The 18,315-nt window shown below is 72.8% G+C and carries 7 protein-coding genes; 6 read left to right on the forward strand and 1 reads right to left on the reverse strand.

Going from position 1 to position 18,315, the window contains the following annotated elements:
* The first annotated feature begins 163 nt into the window (after positions 1-163).
* Positions 164-337: a hypothetical protein gene (locus ACZ5ON_RS33615; protein WP_465600706.1), complete on the forward strand. Its 174-nt coding sequence runs from the start codon at positions 164-166 to the stop codon at positions 335-337.
* 199 nt (positions 338-536) lie between these two features.
* Positions 537-1,310: a nucleotidyltransferase domain-containing protein gene (locus ACZ5ON_RS33620; protein ID WP_465600709.1), complete on the forward strand. Its 774-nt coding sequence runs from the start codon at positions 537-539 to the stop codon at positions 1,308-1,310.
* Between the two features lie 8 nt (positions 1,311-1,318).
* On the opposite strand, the gene ACZ5ON_RS33625 is transcribed toward ACZ5ON_RS33620, so the two are convergent.
* Entirely contained in the window at positions 1,319-2,569 is a 1,251-nt protein-coding gene (locus ACZ5ON_RS33625; protein ID WP_465600712.1) for a sensor histidine kinase, read from the reverse strand.
* Positions 2,570-2,772: 203 nt separating this feature from the next.
* Between ACZ5ON_RS33625 and ACZ5ON_RS33630 the strand changes: the two genes are divergently transcribed.
* The 4 genes from ACZ5ON_RS33630 to ACZ5ON_RS33645 all read left to right on the forward strand — a co-directional run.
* Positions 2,773-3,282 (forward strand): hypothetical protein, encoded by a 510-nt coding sequence (locus ACZ5ON_RS33630; RefSeq protein WP_465600715.1) that lies wholly within the window; start codon positions 2,773-2,775, stop codon positions 3,280-3,282.
* A gap of 20 nt (positions 3,283-3,302) precedes the next feature.
* Positions 3,303-3,803, forward strand: a complete 501-nt coding sequence (locus ACZ5ON_RS33635; protein WP_465600718.1) for a PH domain-containing protein — start codon at positions 3,303-3,305, stop codon at positions 3,801-3,803.
* Complete coding sequence (locus ACZ5ON_RS33640; RefSeq protein WP_465600721.1) at positions 3,800-5,332, forward strand: PH domain-containing protein; 1,533 nt, start codon at positions 3,800-3,802, stop codon at positions 5,330-5,332. The genes ACZ5ON_RS33635 and ACZ5ON_RS33640 overlap by 4 nt, the downstream gene beginning before the upstream one ends.
* Positions 5,333-5,620: 288 nt before the next feature.
* Positions 5,621-18,315 (forward strand): type I polyketide synthase (locus ACZ5ON_RS33645; RefSeq protein ID WP_465600724.1); only part of this gene is annotated, 12,695 nt, incomplete at its 3' end.

Genomic DNA, 18,315 nt, shown 5'->3' on the forward strand with positions numbered 1-18,315 from the left:
GTCGGACCGAATCCTTCCGCACTCGGTCATCGAACAGGTGATCGGCTCCTGCTTGGGTGGGACGGCGGGGGACCCGTGCTGACGGGGAGGGTCGCCGAGGTGCGGTGCCCGGGACGGCGTGCAAGCGTGGAAGGGTCTCCGGCACTACGGCATTGGAGTGATCATGGGGATCGGTGACAAGTTCCGGGACAAGGCCCAGCAGCTCGAGGACGAAGCCAAGGAGATGCTGGGGAAGCGCTCGAAGAAGGACGAGGCCCAGAAGAAGGCCGCCGAGGCCCAGCAGCAGGCCCAGGAGAAGCTGGACGACCTGCGGGACGACATCGAAGGCCAGAAGTAGTCGCGAGCCGGTGGTCCGTCGCTTCCCTGCCGCCCCGGTGCCGGTCCGAACGGAGCGGTACCGGGGCGGCCCGGCCGTCGGGCCCTCTGGCGCTTCCGGGTGGGCACCTCCGAGCAGGACGCCCACCGCCGGTCGGCCGGTTTCGGCGGGCTGTAAAAAGGACGGGCGTTGCGCCGCTTCGGCGCCTACGCTCACCCGCATGCCGAAGCACGAACACGATGACCGGTCCTTCCCCGTCCATGTCGCGGCGCGGCTCGCGGCGCTGCCCGGGGTGGAAGCGGTGGCGCTGGGCGGCTCGCGAGCCACCGGTACGCACGGACCCGACAGCGACTGGGACTTCGCCGTCTACTACCGCGGGGCGTTCTCGCCGCAGGACGTGCGTGCGCTCGGCTGGCCGGGAGAGGTCTCCGAGATCGGCGGGTGGGGCGGCGGGGTGTTCAACGGCGGTGCCTGGCTGGAGGCCGACGGGCGGCACATCGACGTGCACTACCGGGACCTGGACGACGTCGAACTCCGGCTCGCCCAGGCGCAGCAGGGCCGTTTCCACGTCGAGCGGCTGCTGTTCCACCTGGCCGGGATCCCCAGCTACATCGTGGTCGCGGAGCTGGCGGTCAATCAGGTCCTGCACGGCGTGCTGCCGCGGCCCCGGTACCCCGAGGCGCTGCGGCGGCAGGCGCCCGGACAGTGGTGGGGCGGCGCCCGGCTCACCCTCGACTACGCGCGCGCCGCCCACGCCGGGCGGGGTCGGCTCACCGACTGCGCCGGGGCGATCGCGTGTGCCGCCTGCCAGGCGGCACACGCCGTACTGGCGGCCCGGGGTGAGTGGGTCACCAACGAGAAGACGCTGCTGGACCGCGCCGGACTCCGCGGTGTCGACCGGATCATCGGCGGCCTGACCACCGAGCCGCAGGTGCTGGCCGCGGCCGTCGACGAAGCGGCGAAGCTGCTGGAGGACGCCGTCGAACGGGCCTGAGCGGCAGGTCAGCCCAGTGGGACTCGGACATCGACCGCGGTGCCCCGGCCCGGGGAACTGGAGACCTCCACAGTGCCGCCGATCTCGGCGACCCGGGCGAGCATGCCGCGCAGCCCGTACCCGTGGTCCTCGTCCTGCTCCGGGTCGAAGCCGCAGCCGTCGTCCTCGACCAGCAGGCGTACCGCGGCGTCGGTGAACTCGGCGTGCAGCGTGACGTGTTGCGCGCGGGCGTGCTTGCGGACGTTGGCCAGTGCCTCCTGCGCCGCGCGCAGCAGGACCACGCTCACCGCGGTGGGCAGCGGGAACTCGGTACCGTCGGCCCGGTAGTCGACGGCGAGGCCGGTCTCGGCGGCGAGGGACTCGCCCTGGCGTCGGACGGCCTCGCCGAGCGAGTTGCCGCGCAGTGCGACCGGGGTGAGGGCGGCGACGAAGCCGCGGGTCTCGGCCAGGTTGTCGGTGGCCGAGCGGGCGGCCAGGGCCAGGTGCTTGCGGGCCAGTTCGGGGGAGTCCTCGAGTTCCGAGTCGGCGGCCTGGATCAGGGCGATGATGCTGGTCAGCCCCTGCGCCAGGGTGTCGTGGATCTCCCGCGCCAGGCGCTCGCGTTCGGCCGCGATCCCGGCCTGGCGGGAGAGGCGGGCCACCTTCTCCCGGTTCAGCTCCAACTCCTCGATCAGCCGGGCGCGGTCGCGGCTCTGCTCGACCACCCTGGTGATCCACAGCCCGAGCAGGACCGCGAGCGCGATGCCGAGCAGGGTGGTCGGCAGGATGCCGAGCACCGCTGACCCCGGATCGCCGCTGGTGGCCCAGACCAGTGCCAGCGGAACGAGGTTGGCCAGCAGCACCACCACGATCCCGAAGGTCGAGGGCAGACTCATCAGCAGCATCGGGCAGATCGCGAACAGGGCGAAGGCACTGTTGAGGTCGAGCGCGGTGGCGAGGCCGAACAGCGCGATCAGCCCGAGCGCGAACCACCGGCTGCGACGGCCGGACTTGACCCCGCCGAGCATCAGCGGCCGGCCGAACCCCGCGTACCAGGGGACGATCAGGGTCAGCACGGCGATCGCCCCGGCCAGTTGGCCGGGCGGGCTCTGGGAGGTCAGCAGCAGACCGGCGGTGACCAGGTAGGAGAGGCCGAAGTAGGCGTCCCAGAGCCCGTACCAGCGGACCACCGGGTCCAGCCGGTCGGTCGCTTCCGCTGCGGCGCGGTCGGCCGGCGGGTGATCGGTCAGGGGCTGGTCTGAGGCGCTTCGAGATGGCACGCTGACCAGTCCTACCACGCCGCCTCCGCCGGCCGCAGCGCACCCTTCCGTGGGCCCGGCCGCCGTGCACTGTCCACCGATCGGTGGACAACCGGTTCAACTGGCCGGTGGTTCCGGGGCATCCGTCTTCTTCCTAGCCTGGGAACAGCTGGGAAACAGCGATGGAAGCAGTCGGCTGACAAGTCCTCTGGAGTACAGGCGCAATGAGCGGATTCATGATCACCCTGGTGGTCAGCGGAACGGTCCTGCTGGTCATTCTGGCCAGTGACCTCGGCCGCCGGCGGGTCACCAACATGCGGCTCATCCGGCCGCTGATCGCGGTGGCGGTCGTCATGGTGCTGTTCTTCCACGCGCCGAAACTCGGCGGGAACGACCTGTCGCTGCAACTGGTCGGGATCGGGATAGGCATCATTCTCGGGCTGACCGCCGGCGCGATGCTGCCGGCCGACCGGGGTGCTGACGGGCAGGTTTACACCAGGGCCGGAGTACTGTATGCACTCTTCTGGCTGGTGATGTCGGCAGCCCGGGTGGTCTTCGTCTACGGAATCGAGCACTGGTACACCGCTGACATCATCAAGTTCGCCATCAAGTACCGGATCAGCGGTCCCGAGGTGTTCTCCAATTCGCTCGTACTGATGGCACTCGCAACGGTGCTCGCACGGACGGTGGTCGTGATGAACCGCCGCCGTCGACTCCGGATCTCCGCCCGATAGCACTTGGTTAGGATCTGAGCGTGCGTCATTCGGAAACCCTTCGACTCCGTCCGCCCCGGCATCGGGTGGAGCGTCGTGCCATCGCCTGGTGGACCGTCCAGTCCTCGCTGATTCCCGTACCCACCATGCTGGTCGTGGGTGCCCTGTACCTGTTGATCCCGCCCGCGCGGTTCGTCTTCGGCTGGATCTTCCTCGCGGTCGCGCTGCCCGGGATCGCGTACATGGCGGTCATGCCGCTGTGGCGCTACCGGGTCCACCGCTGGGAGACCACCGACCAGGCCGTCTACACCGCCACCGGCTGGCTCTGGCAGAGGTGGCGGGTGGCGCCGCTGTCCCGGATCCAGACCGTCGACACCGTCCGCGGCCCGCTCGAGCAGCTGTTCGGGCTCTCCGGGATCAAGGTCACCACGGCCTCCGCGTCCGGCGACCTGAAGATCCGCGGGATCGACCACCGCAAGGCCCTGGACGTGGTGGAGCATCTGACCCAGGCCACCCAGGCCACCCCGGGAGACGCGACATGAGTGACGAAGAGGTGGTCTGGCAGCGGCTCAGCCCGCGCCTGATTCCGGTCCACCTGAGCTGGCTGGTCGCCCCCGTGGTCACCGGCGCGGGCACGATGATCGGCACCGGCGGAAAGGTCAACCTGCAGGCGCTGATCACCCTGGTCTCCTTCACCATCGCCTTCGCGATCGTGGCCGGCGTCAACCTGATGCGCTTCCTCACCACCGGTTACCGGATCACCGACCAGCGCCTGGAGCTCCGCTCCGGCCTGCTCTTCCGCAGCCACCGCTCCGTCCCGCTGGACCGCATCCGCAGCGCCGACATCACCGCCCGTCCGCTGCACCGGGTCTTCGGCCTCGCCTCGGTCAGCATCGGCGCCGCCGCCCACGGCGGGTCGGCCAACCGCAAGCTCTCGCTCGACGGCGTCCCCCGGGCCCAGGCCGCCGCACTCCGGCAGGACCTGCTCAACCGGCGGGCCGCCCTGCTCGCCGACCCGGGCATGGCCGCCGGGTTCGACGAGAGCGCCCCGATCGCCGAACTCCAGCGCTCCTGGCTGCGCTACGCCCCGCTGACCATCTGGGGCGTCGGCGGACTGTTCGCCGTACTCGGCATCAGCTACCGCACCCTGCACGAGATGCAGATCGACCCGCTCAAGCTCGGCATCGTCCACGACCTGGTGCACGCCTTCGCCTCGGTCCCGCTGTGGCTCGGCATCCTGGCCCTGCTGCTCGCCATCGCCGCCCTCGGCACCCTCGGCGCGGTCGGCCTCTACATCGAGGGCTGGTCCGGGTTCCGGCTGGAACGCGAGGACGGCGGCATCCTCCGGGTCCGCCGCGGCCTGCTGATCCACCGCTCCGTCTCCATCGAGGAGCGGCGGCTGCGCGGCATCGAGCTGGTCGAACCCATGCTGCTGCGCTGGGGCGGCGGCGCCCGCCTGCACGCCATCGCCAGCGGCCTCGGCTCGGCCGAGGAGAACCGCACCCGCGGCGCCCTGATGCCCCCCGCGCCGCGCGCCGAGGTCCTCCGGGTGGCCGCCGACGTGCTCGGCGAGCAGGAGTCCCCGACCGGCCTCGCCCCGCTGCGCCCGCACCCGAGGGCCGCGCTGCGCCGCCGGATCAACCGGGGGCTGATGGTGACCGCCCTGGCCACGGCCCTGTTCGCGGTGCCCGCGATCTGGCTGCCGGGCGGCTGGCGCACCGGCTTCCTCACCGCCGCCGGGATCACCGCCGCCGTCCTGCTGCCCGCGGTCTCCCTGCTGGCGGTGGACGCCTACCGCACCCTGGGCCACGGCCTGTCCGGCGGCTACCTGGTCGCCCGCTCGGGCACCTTCGCCCACCGTACGGTGGCACTGCGGCGCGAGGGAGTGATCGGACTGAGCGTCAGCCGGTCGTTCTTCCAACGCCGGGCCGGCCTGCTCACCCTGACCACGACCACGGCCGCCGGCAGCGGCGCGTACCACGTCCGCGACCTCGCCACCGAGGAGGGGCTGGCCTTCGCCGAGGAGGCGGTACCCGGACTGCTCACGCCGTTCCTGGAGCGGCACAACTGAGACCGAAACGGCGGTAGGGCGTGCGGCGCCGCCCATGCTCCCACTGCCGGTCGGTCCGAAATGGATTTCCCAAATCGCCCCGCCGAGGTATTGTCGGGCGATTGCGGGGAATGAATTCCCGAGAACGCTCCGCAGAATCGCTCGCCGTCGACCGGCGACCCCGGAAAACAGGGGTCGCCGGTCGAAATCGTAGGGGTGCTTAGGGGTCCCTTAGGGGCTTTCTGGTGCTTGCTGCCCGTGACAGGCTGACCAAAGGTCTTGGATGCCGTCTGCTGGGTAGTGGAGCGCGTGATGATGAACCAGTCCGAGGGTTTCATTTCGGAGCCGGACGGTGCGGGTGTCGGAAAGCCGGACGTATTTCCGTCCTGGCGGCAGCAGCTGGCCGAAATGCCCGAGGCGGAGCAGCAGCGGCTGCTGCTGAACCTGGTCCTCGACCAGGCGAGGGAATCCCTGCGCGGAAAGTCGTCCGCCACCGTCGGGGCCGACCGGCCCTTCCTGGAGCTCGGATTCGACTCGCTGGCCGCCGTCGACCTCCACAGCAGGCTCACCTCGGCCACCGGACTGAGCCTTCCGGTCACCCTGGTCTTCGACCACCCGACCCCCGCCTCGCTCGCCCGGCACCTGCGCTCGGAAATCCTCGGCATCGCTGCCGAGGCCGGAATTCCCGAGTTCCACGCGCCCGTTCACGACGAGCCGATCGCCATCGTCGGTATGGCCTGCCGATTCCCCGGTGACGCCCACTCGCCGGAGCAGCTGTGGCAGCTCGTCGCCGACGGCGTCGACGCGATCTCGGCCTTCCCGGCCGGCCGCGGCTGGGACATCGGCAGCCTCTACGACCCGGACCCGGACCACCCCGGCACCAGCTACGCGCAGCACGGCGGCTTCCTGCACGACGCCGACACCTTCGACCCGGGCTTCTTCGGGATCTCCCCGCGCGAGGCCCTCGCCATGGACCCCCAGCAGCGCCTGCTGCTGGAGACCGCCTGGGAGGCCTTCGAGCGGGCCGGCATCGACCCGGGCACCCTGCGCGAGTCCCGCACCGGTGTCTTCATCGGCGCCGAGGCACAGGACTACGGCCCGCGCCTGCACGAGGCGGACGAGGGCATGGAGGGCTACCTGGTCACCGGCAACGCCGCCAGCGTCGCCTCCGGCCGCCTGTCCTACACCTTCGGCTTCCAGGGTCCGGCGGTCACCATCGACACCGCCTGCTCCTCCTCGCTGGTCGCCCTGCACCTCGCCGTGCAGTCGCTGCGCCGCGGTGAGTGCGGCATCGCCCTGGCCGGCGGTGTCGCCGTGATGGCCAACCCCGGCTCCTTCATCGCCTTCAGCCGCCAGCGCGGCCTCGCCCCCGACGGCCGCTGCAAGCCCTTCGCCGCCGCGGCCGACGGCACCGCCTGGGCCGAGGGCGCCGGCATGCTGCTGGTCGAACGACTCTCCGACGCCCAGCGCAACGGACACCCGATCCTGGCCGTCGTCCGGGGCACCGCGATCAACCAGGACGGCGCCTCCAACGGCCTCACCGCTCCCAACGGCCCGTCCCAGCAGCGCGTCATCCGGCAGGCGCTCGCCGACGCGGGGCTGACGGCCGACCAGGTGGACGCGGTCGAGGCGCACGGCACCGGTACCCGGCTCGGCGACCCGATCGAGGCCCAGGCCCTGATCGCCACCTACGGCCAGGACCGCCCCGAGGACCGCCCGCTCTGGCTGGGCTCGCTGAAGTCCAACATCGGCCACACCCAGGCCGCCGCGGGCATCGGCGGCATCATCAAGATGGTCATGGCGATGCGCAACGGCGTCCTGCCGCGTACCCTGCACGTCGACCAGCCCACCCCGCACGTCGACTGGTCCGCGGGCGCCGTCGAGCTGCTCAGCGAGGCCCGGCCCTGGCCGGAGACCGGAGAGGCGCGCCGCGTCGGCATCTCCTCCTTCGGCATGAGCGGCACCAACGCGCACGCCGTGATCGAGCAGGCCCCGACGGCCCAGGAACCGGCCGCCGCTTCGGACGGCGCCTCCGCCCCGGCCGTGCGGCCGTGGGTACTCTCCGCCAAGACCCCCGAGGCGCTGCGCGCCCAGGCCGAGCGCCTGCGCACCCACCTGGACGCCCACCCCGAGCACACCCCGGCCGACCTCGGCCACTCCCTCGCCACCACCCGCGCGAGCTTCGAGCACCGCGCCGTCCTGGTGGCCGGCGAGCACGAGGAGTTCCGGCAGGCCCTGGACGCCCTCGCCGCGGGCATCGGTGCCGCCGGGACCGTCCAGGGGACGGTCACCGACGGCCGACTGGCGTTCCTGTTCACCGGCCAGGGCAGCCAGCGCCTCGCCATGGGCCGCGAACTGTACGAGACCTTCCCGGTGTTCGCCAAGGCACTGGACAAGGCCTGCGGCTACCTCGATCTGCAGCTCGAACACCCGCTGCGCGAGGTCCTGTTCGCCGCCGAGGGCTCCGCCGAGGCCGACCTCATCCACCGGACCGCCTACGCCCAGCCTGCGCTGTTCGCGATCGAGGTCGCGCTGTTCCGCTTGGTCGAGTCCTGGGGCCTGCGGCCGGACCTGCTGGCCGGCCACTCGATCGGCGAGTTCGCCGCCGCGCACGCCGCGGGCGTGCTCTCGCTGGAGGACGCCGCGCTGCTGGTGGCCGCCCGCGGCCGCCTGATGCAGCAACTGCCCGCCGGCGGCGCCATGGTGGCGGTCCGGGCGAGCGAGGACGAGGTCCTGCCGCTGCTGACCGACGAGATGGGCATCGCGGCCGTCAACGGGCCGACCGCGGTGGTGATTTCGGGTGCCGAGCAGGCCGTCCTCGCGCTCGCCGAGCAACTGGCCGCCCAGGGCCGCAAGACCAAGCGCCTCACCGTCAGCCACGCCTTCCACTCGCCCCTGATGGACGGCATGCTCACCGAGTTCCGGCGCTGCGCCCAGGTGGTGACCTACAAGGCGCCGGCCGTCCCGATCGTCTCCACCCTGACCGGAGACGTCGTCCCCGCCGAGGAGATCGGCACCCCCGAGTACTGGGTGCGCCACGTCCGCGAGGCCGTCCGCTTCCACGACGCCGTGCGGACCCTGGAGCGCGAAGGCGCCCGCACCTACCTGGAGCTGGGCCCGGACGGTGTGCTCACCGCCCTGGGCCAGGAGTGCGCCGGCGAGGACGCGGTTTTCGTCCCCGCCCTGCGCGCGGGCCGCCCCGAGGTCCGGACGCTGACCTGGGCCGTGGCACAGGCACACGTCCGGGGCGCCGCGCTGGACTGGGACGGCGTCTTCGCGGGCCAGGGCGCCCGCCGGGTCGACCTGCCCACCTACGCCTTCCAGCGCGAGCGGTACTGGCTCGGCGCCGGCACCCCGGCCGGGGACGCCGCCTCCATCGGCCTCGGCACCGCCGACCACCCGCTGCTCGGCGCCGTGGTCTCGCTCGCCGACGTCGACGGCTACCTGTTCACCGGCCGCCTCTCCCTCGACAGCCACCCCTGGCTCGCCGACCACGCCGTCATGGGCACCGTGCTGCTCCCGGGCACCGCCTTCGTCGAGCTCGCCGTGCGGGCCGGCGACCAGGTCGGCTGCGACCTGGTCGAGGAACTCACCCTCGAGGCACCGCTGCTGCTGCCCGCCCAGGGCGGAGCGCAGCTCCAGATCGTGGTCAGCGGCGCCGACGAGAACGGCAGCCGCTCCTTCAGCCTGCACTCCCGCACCGAAGGCGCCCAGGCCGAGGAGCCCTGGACGCGGCACGCCACCGGTGTGCTCACCGTCGCCGGCCCGACCGCCCCGGCCGAGCTCACCCAGTGGCCGCCCGCCGACGCCCGTGCGGTGGACGTCCAGGAGATCCACACCGGCCTGGCCGAGGCGGGCTTCGGCTACGGCCCGGTCTTCCGCGGCCTGCGGGCCGCCTGGCTTCGCGACGGCGAGATCCTCGCCGAGATCGCACTGCCCGCCGAGGCACAGGCCGACGCAGCCCGCTTCGGCATCCACCCCGCCCTGCTGGACGCCGCCCTGCACGCGCTCGGCGCCGACCCCTCCGACGGCGCGGTCCAGGGCGGCCTGCCGTTCGTCTGGAACGGCGTCACCCTGCACGCCACCGGCGCCGCGGCGCTGCGCCTGCGGGTCACCCCGCTGGGCCGCGGCGAGGTCGCCCTGGACCTCGCCGACGGCGCCGGCCAGCCGGTGATGACGGTCCGTTCGCTCACGCTGCGCGAGATCTCCGAGGAGCAGCTGAAGAGCGCCCGCGCCGGCCACCTGGAGTCGCTGTTCCGGGTGGAGTGGACCACCCTGCCGGTGTCGGCCGCCTCCGCGGGCCGCTGGGCGGTCCTCGGGACCGACCCGTTCGGCGCCGGGATCGAGAGCTTCGCCGATCTGGCGGCACTCGGTGCGGCCGTGGACGCGGGGCTGGCGCTGCCGGGCGAGGTGTTCCTCGCACCGATCGGCGCCGCCTCGGCCGCGGACACCGCCTCGGCCGTCCGGTCCGCGCTGCACGCCGTGCTCGCCACGGTCCAGGAGTGGCTGGCGGACGAGCGGTTCGTCTCCTCCCGCCTGGTGCTGGTGACCCGTGGCGCCGCGGCCGGCGGTGACGACCTCGTCCACGCCCCGCTGTGGGGCCTGGTGCGCTCCGCGCAGCTGGAGAACCCCGACCGGCTGGTGCTGGTCGACCTCGACGCCGAGGGTGTCTCGGGCGAGGTCCTGGCGGGCGCACTCGCCAGTGGGGAGCCGGAGTTCGCGATCCGCGAGGGCGTCGTACGGGTGCCGCGCCTGGCGCGGGTGGCGGCGGTCTCCGATGTGGCCGGGCCGGTGTTCGATGCGAGCGGTACGGTCCTGGTGTCCGGTGCGTCCGGGATGCTGGGTGGTCTGGTCGCGCGTCATCTGGTGGCCGAGCACGGGGTGCGCAGTCTGCTGCTGGTGTCGCGTCGTGGTGCGGACGCGCCGGGTGCGGCTGAACTGGCGGTCGAGCTGGGCGAGTCGGGTGCCTCCGTGGTGTTCGCGGCGTGCGACGTCGCGGACCGTGCGGCGCTTGCGGACGTACTGGCGTCCGTGCCGGCGGAGTTCCCGCTGACCGGTGTGGTGCACACGGCCGGTGTCCTGGACGACGGCATCGTCACCTCGCTCACCCCCGAGCGGATCGACACCGTGCTGCGCCCGAAGGTGGACGCGGCGCTGAACCTGCACGAGCTCACCGCCGATCTCGACCTGAGCGCGTTCGTGCTCTTCTCCTCCAACGCGGGCACCTTCGGCGGCCTCGGCCAGGGCAACTACGCCGCGGCCAACGTCTTCCTGGACGCCCTCGCCGCTCGGCGCCGCGCCGCCGGACTCCCCGCGATCTCGCTCGGCTGGGGCCTGTGGGCCGAGGGCGGCATGGCCGAGACCCTCGACGCCGCCGACCTCCAGCGCCTCGCACGCTCCGGCATGACCGGCCTGTCCAACTCCGAGGGCGTCGCACTCTTCGACGCCGCCACCGGAAGCGACCAGGCCCTGCTCCTCCCGATGCGGCTCGACCTGGCCGCGCTGCGCCAGCAGGCCGCCGCCGGTACCCTCCCCGCCCTGCTGCGCGGACTGGTCCGCACCCCCGCCCGGCGCGCCGCGCGCGGGGCCGCCGGTGGCGGCTCCGAGCTGATGCGCCGACTGGCCGGGCTGTCCGAGGCCGAGCTGGACCGCGAGATCCTCGAACTGCTCCGGGTGCGCGTGGCCGCCGTACTGGGCCACGCCTCGCCGGGGGTGATCGAGGCGGGCCGGGCGTTCAACGAGATCGGCTTCGACTCGCTGACCTCGGTCGAGCTGCGCAACGAGCTCAACGCCGTCACCGGCCTGCGGCTCCCGCCGACCCTGATCTTCGACTACCCGACGCCCGCCGCGCTGGCCGAGTACCTGCGCTCGGAGATCGTCGGCGCCGACCACGGCGCCGCCGCCCAGCTCCCGGCACCCCGGGTCGACGACGAGCCCATCGCCATCGTCGGCATGGCCTGCCGCTACCCGGGCGGGGTGGGCTCGCCCGAGGAGCTGTGGCAGCTGGTCATGGCCGGAGCGGACGCGATCTCGGAGTTCCCGGCCGGCCGCGGGTGGGACCTCGACCACCTCTTCGACCCGGACCCGGACCACCCCGGCACCAGCTACGCGGACCAGGGCGGCTTCCTGCACGGTGCGGGCCTCTTCGACCCCGCGTTCTTCGGCATCAGCCCGCGCGAGGCACTGGCGATGGACCCGCAGCAGCGCCTGCTGCTGGAGACCTCCTGGGAGGCCTTCGAGCGCGCCGGCATCGACCCGGCCACCATGCGCGGCAGCCGTACCGGCGTGTTCGCCGGTGTGATGTACCACGACTACGCCACCCGGATCGGCTCCGTCCCGGACGGCGTCGAGGGCTACCTCGGCACCGGCACCTCGGGCAGCATCGCGTCCGGCCGGGTCTCCTACACCTTCGGCCTGGAGGGTCCGGCGGTCACCGTGGACACCGCCTGCTCCTCGTCGTTGGTCGCGCTGCACCTCGCCGTACAGGCCCTGCGGCAGGGCGAGTGCAGCATGGCGCTGGCCGGCGGTGTGACCGTGATGGCCACCCCCGAGGCGTTCGTCGACTTCAGCCGCCAGCGCGGCCTGGCCAAGGACGGTCGCTCCAAGTCCTTCTCCGCCGCCGCCGACGGCACCAGCTGGTCCGAAGGCGCGGGCATGCTGCTGGTCGAGCGCCTGTCGGACGCCCGCCGCAACGGACACCCGGTGCTGGCGATCGTGCGCGGCTCGGCGATCAACCAGGACGGCGCGTCCAACGGCCTCACCGCCCCCAACGGCCCCTCCCAGCAGCGGGTCATCCGCCAGGCGCTGGCCAGTGCCGGGCTGACCGCCGACCAGGTGGACGTGGTCGAGGCGCACGGCACCGGGACCACCCTCGGCGACCCGATCGAGGCCCACGCCCTGCTGGCCACCTACGGCCAGGAGCACGCCGAGGACCGTCCGCTGTGGCTGGGCTCGCTGAAGTCCAACATCGGCCACACCCAGGCCGCGGCCGGTGTCGCCGGCGTCATCAAGATGGTGATGGCGATGCGGCACGGCGTGCTGCCGCAGAGCATCCACCTGGGCGAGCCCTCGCCGAACGTCGACTGGTCCTCGGGCTCGGTCGAGCTGCTGACCGAGGCCCGGCCCTGGCCGGAGACCGGACAGCCGCGTCGCGCCGGTGTCTCCTCCTTCGGCTTCAGCGGCACCAACGCCCACACGATCATCGAGCAGGCACCGGCCGAGCCGGCCGCCGAGACCGGTTCGCGTCCGGCACCCGCCGTCCAGCCGTGGCTCCTCTCGGCCAAGACCGAGGACGCCCTGCGGGACCAGGCGCGGGCACTGCTCTCGCACCTGGACACCGAGTCCGGCTTCGAGCCGACCGACGTCGCCTACTCCCTGGCGACGGGCCGGGCGGGGCTGGAGCACCGCGCGGTCGTCGTGGCCGGTGAACCCGAGCAGTTCCTGCGGCAGTTGGGCGCGCTGGCGGCCGGTGAGCCGACGGCGGACGTGGTACGGGGATCGGTGGCAGGTGGCCGGCTGGCATTCCTGTTCACGGGGCAGGGTAGCCAGCGCGCCGGTATGGCCGCCGAGCTGTACGAGGCGTTCCCGGCGTTCGCCTCCGTCCTGGACACCGTCTGCGCGGAGCTGGACGGGTACTTGGACCGTCCGCTGCGTGAGGTGGTCTTCGGCGGCGAGGGGCTGGATGAGACCGGGTACACGCAGCCGGCGCTGTTCGCGGTCGAGGTGGCGCTGTTCCGGCTGGTGGAGTCGTGGGGTCTGCGTGCGGATGTGCTGGCGGGTCACTCGATCGGTGAGCTGGCCGCCGCGCATGTGGCGGGTGTGCTGTCGCTGGCGGACGCTGCCAAGCTGGTGGCGGCTCGTGGTCGTCTGATGCAGGCGCTGCCTTCGGGTGGTGCGATGGTGGCGGTGCAGGCCTCCGAGGAGGAGGTGCTGCCGCTGCTGACGGACGAGGTGGGCATCGCGGCCGTCAACGGGCCGACGTCGGTGGTGGTTTCGGGCGTCGAGGCGGCCGTGCTGGCGGTCGCCGAGCAGCTGGCGGCGCAGGGCCGGAAGACCAAGCGGCTGACGGTGAGCCACGCGTTCCACTCGCCGCTGATGGAGCCGATGCTCGCGGAGTTCCGCGCGGTCGCCGAGGGCTTGAGCTTTGCCGAGCCGCGGATCCCGATCGTGTCGACGCTGACCGGGCAGGCGGCTTCGGCGGAGGAGCTGTGCTCGCCCGAGTACTGGGTGCGTCACGTCCGCGAGGCCGTCCGCTTCCACGACGCGATCCGCACGCTGGAGGCCGAAGGCGTCCGCACCTACCTGGAGTTGGGCCCGGACGGGGTGCTGTCCGCGATGGGCCAGGAGGTCGTGACCGAGGCGGCGGTGTTCGCGCCGGTGCTCCGCGGTGACCGCTCCGAGGTGCAGGCGCTGACCACCACCGTTGCACAGGCCTACGTCCGAGGCGTGACGGTCGACTGGCAGGCCGTGTTCGCCGGCCTGGGCGCCCGTCGGGTGGATCTGCCCACCTACGCCTTCCAGCGGCAGTGGTACTGGCTGGAGAACCTGGCCGCCCCGGCGGTCGGCACGGCCGTGGTCGACGCCGTGGACGCGAGCTTCTGGGAGGCCGTGGAGAAGGGCGACCTTCAGGCGCTGTCCTCGGTGCTGGAGCTGGACGGCGACCAGCCGCTGAGCTCGGTGCTGCCCGCGCTGTCGGCCTGGCGCCGGCAGAGCCGTGAGCAGTCCACGGTGGACGGTTGGCGCTACCGGGTGAGCTGGAAGCCGGCGGGTGAGGCCGGCTCCGGTGTGCTGTCGGGTACCTGGCTGGTGGTGGCACCGGCCGAGGACGTCGCTGCGGCGGACGTGGTCCGGATGCTGGCCGGTCGCGGCGTGGACGTGCGCCTGGTCGACCCGGCGGGCGCCGATCGCGGCGCCGTGGCCGAGCTGTTGCGTGACGCGGTCACCGACGCCGTGGCCGTTGAGGGCGTGCTGTCGATGGCCGCCCTCGGCGCGGGCGAGGCTGCGGTGCTGACCGCGACTCTGGTGCAGGCGCTGGGTGACGCGGGTGTCACCGCTCCGCTGTGGTGTGTGACGCGGGGTGCGGTGTCGGCGGGTCGCTCGGACCGGCTGGCGGACCCGCTGCAGGCTCAGGTCTGGGGTCTGGGCCGGGTGGTGGCTCTGGAGCACCCGGAGCGTTGGGGTGGTCTGGTCGATCTGCCGGAGGTGCTGGACGAGCGTGCGCTCGGGCGGCTGGCCGGTGTGCTGGCGGGGACTGAGGACCAGGTCGCGGTTCGGGCGTCGGGTGTGTTCGCCCGTCGTCTGGTGCGGGCCGCGCGCGGTGAGGGTGTCGCCTGGAAGCCGGCCGGTACGGTTCTGGTCACCGGTGGTACTGGTGCGCTGGGTGCGGAGGTCGCGCGCTGGCTGGTGCGCAACGGTGCCGAGCAGCTGGTGCTGACCAGCCGTCGTGGCCTGGACGCTCCGGGTGCGGTCGAACTGCGCGATGAGCTCGCTGAGTCGGGTGCTGCTGTCACGGTGGCGGCGTGTGATGTGGCTGATCGTGCCGCGCTGGCGGAGTTGCTGGCGTCCGTCGAGGTGTCGGCGGTGTTCCACACCGCCGGTGTGCTGGACGACGGCATGGTCGACGGTCTGACCGCCGAGCGGTTCGCGGGAGTCGCGCGTCCGAAGGTGGACGCGGCGCTGAACCTGCACGAACTCACCGCCGAGCTCGACCTCTCCGCGTTCGTGCTGTTCTCCTCGATCGCCGGCTCTGTGGGCAACGCGGGCCAGGGCAACTACGCCGCCGCCAACGCCTTCCTGGACGCCCTCGCCGAGCAGCGCCGGGCCGACGGCCTCGCCGCCACCTCCATCGCCTGGGGTCCGTGGGCGCAGGGCGGCATGGCCGCCGACCGCACCCTCGAGGAGCGGCTGCGCCGTGAGGGTGTCCCGCCGATGGCCCCCGAGCTGGCGATCGCCGCGCTCCAGCAGGCCCTGAACCAGGGCGACTGGGCCCTCACCGTCGCCGACATAGCCTGGGACCGTTTCCTGCCCTCGATGACGGCTGCCCGGGCCAGCCTGCTGTTCAACGAGATCCCGGAGGTCCGCCTGGCGGCGTCCGCCGCCGACGGAGCGGGTGCCGCCGCGACCTCCTCGCAGGCCGGGCGCCTGGCCGGCCTCTCCGAGGCCGAGCAGACCAGGACCCTGCTGGAGCTCGTCCGGAGCAACGTCGCCGCCGTCCTCGCCCACTCCGGGACGGAGTCGGTGGAGGCCGGACGCGCCTTCAAGGAGCTCGGCTTCGACTCGCTGACGGCCGTCGAGCTGCGCAACCGCCTCAACGCCGCCACCGGTCTCCGGCTCCCGACCACCCTGGTCTTCGACTACCCGTCGGCCGCCGCCCTCGCCGAGCACCTGCGCTCCGAGCTGCTGGGCCAGGCCGCCGCCACCGCGACCCCGAGCGCGGTCCGGGCCGCCGCCGACGACGAGCCGATCGCCATCGTCGCGATGAGCTGCCGCTTCCCCGGCGGGGTGACCTCGCCCGAGGAGTTGTGGCAGCTGCTGGTCTCCGGCGGCGACGCGATGGCCGGCCTGCCGACCGACCGCGGCTGGAACGTCGAGACCCTGTACGACCCGGACCCCGACCAGGTCGGCAAGATCTACACCCGCGAGGGTGGATTCCTCTACGACGCCGCCGAGTTCGACCCGGCGTTCTTCGGGATCTCGCCGCGTGAGGCGCTGTCCATGGACCCGCAGCAGCGCCTGCTGCTGGAGACCTCCTGGGAGGCGTTCGAGCGCGCCGGCATCGACCCGGCCATGTTGCGCGGTAGTCGTACCGGTGTCTTCGCGGGCACCAACGGCCAGGACTACCTCGCCCTCCTGATGAACTCCCCGGAGGAGCTGGAGGGCCAGCTCGGTACGGGTACCGCGGCGAGCGTGGTCTCGGGCCGACTGTCGTACACCTTCGGCCTGGAGGGCCCGGCGGTCACCGTCGACACCGCGTGCTCCTCGTCGCTGGTCGCGCTGCACCTGGCGGTGCAGGCGCTGCGGGGCGGCGAGTGCTCGCTGGCCCTGGCCGGCGGCGTCACCGTGATGGCCACCCCGGACACCTTCCTGGACTTCAGCCGCCAGCGCGGTCTGTCCGCCGACGGCCGGTGCAAGGCGTTCGCCGCCGCGGCGGACGGCACCGCCTGGGGCGAGGGCGTGGGCATGCTGCTCGTGGAGCGGCTGTCGGACGCCCAGCGGAACGGGCACCCGGTGCTGGCAGTGGTGCGCGGCACGGCCGTGAACCAGGACGGTGCGTCCAACGGTCTGACGGCGCCGAACGGTCCGTCGCAGCAGCGGGTGATCCGGCAGGCGCTGGAGAACGCCGGTCTGACCACAAGTCAGATCGACGCGGTCGAGGCGCACGGCACCGGGACCGCCCTGGGTGACCCGATCGAGGCCCAGGCGCTGATCGCCACCTATGGCCAGGACCGGTCCGAGGACCGTCCGCTGTGGCTGGGTTCGGTGAAGTCGAACATCGGCCACACCCAGGCGGCGGCCGGTGTGGCGGGTGTGATCAAGATGGTGCTCGCCATGCAGCACGGTGTGCTGCCGCAGACGCTGCACGTCAACGAGCCGACCCCGCACGTGGACTGGACGGCCGGTGCCGTCTCGCTCGTCACCGAACTGACCGACTGGCCCGAGACCGGCGAGCCGCGCCGCTCCGCCGTGTCATCCTTCGGCTTCAGCGGGACAAATGCGCACACGGTCCTGGAGCAGGCTCCGGTAGTCGAGGATGCGATTGCCGAGGCGACGGTCGCGCCGTCGGTGCTGCCGCTGGTGGTGTCGGCGAAGGGTGAGGCGGCGCTGCGGGCGCAGGCCGAGCGGCTGCTGTCGGCCGGTGAGTTCGAACTGGTCGATGCGGCTTACTCGTTGGCGACGGGTCGGGCGGCGCTGGAGCGTCGTGCGGTGGTCGTGGCGGGTGAGCGTGCGGAGTTCCTGCGGGGTCTGGGTGCGCTGGCTTCGGGTGAGTCGGCCGGGAACCTGGTGCAGGGTTCGGTGGTAGAGGGCCGGACGGCGTTCCTGTTCACGGGGCAGGGCAGTCAGCGGGCCGGGATGGGCGCCGAGCTGTACGAGGCGTTCCCGCCTTTCGCGGATGCGCTGGACGAGGTGTTCGCGCACCTGGACCAGTACCTGGACCGTCCGCTGCGCGAGGTGGTGTTCGGCGGCGAGGAGTTGGATCAGACCGGGTACACGCAGCCGGCGTTGTTCGCGATCGAGGTGGCGCTGTTCCGCCTGGTCGAGGCGTGGGGTCTGCGGCCCGACCTGCTGGCGGGTCACTCGATCGGTGAGCTGGCCGCGGCGCATGTCGCCGGGGTGCTGTCGCTGGCGGACGCCGCCAAGCTGGTGGCGGCTCGTGGCCGTCTGATGCAGGCGCTGCCGGCCGGTGGTGCGATGGTGGCGGTGCAGGCCTCCGAGGAGGAGGTGCTGCCGCTGCTGACCGACGAGGTGGGTATCGCGGCGGTCAACGGGCCGACGTCGGTGGTGATTTCGGGTGCCGAGCAGGCCGTTCTGGCGGCGGCCGAGCAGCTGGCGGCTGAGGGTCGCAAGACCAAGCGGCTGACGGTGAGCCACGCGTTCCACTCGCCGCTGATGGAGCCGATGCTCGCGGAGTTCCGCACCGTCGCCGAGGGCCTGGCCTTCGCCGAGCCGCGGATCCCGATCGTGTCGACGCTGACCGGCCGGACCGCTTCGGCGGACGAGCTGTGCTCGCCCGAGTACTGGGTGCGTCACGTCCGTGAGGCCGTCCGCTTCCACGACGCGATCCAGGCACTGGAGGCCGAAGGCGTCCGCACCTACCTGGAGTTGGGTCCGGACGGGGTGCTGTCCGCGATGGGCCAGGAGGGCGTGAGCGAGGACGCGGCGTTCGCGTCGGTGCTGCGCGCGGGCCGTCCTGAGGTGCAGACGCTGACCACTGCCGTCGCCCAGGCGTACGTGCGTGGTGCGAGCGTCGACTGGCAGGCGGTCTTCGCCGGCCGGGGCGCCCGTCG

The organism is Kitasatospora sp. NPDC032150 (assembly GCF_055579945.1).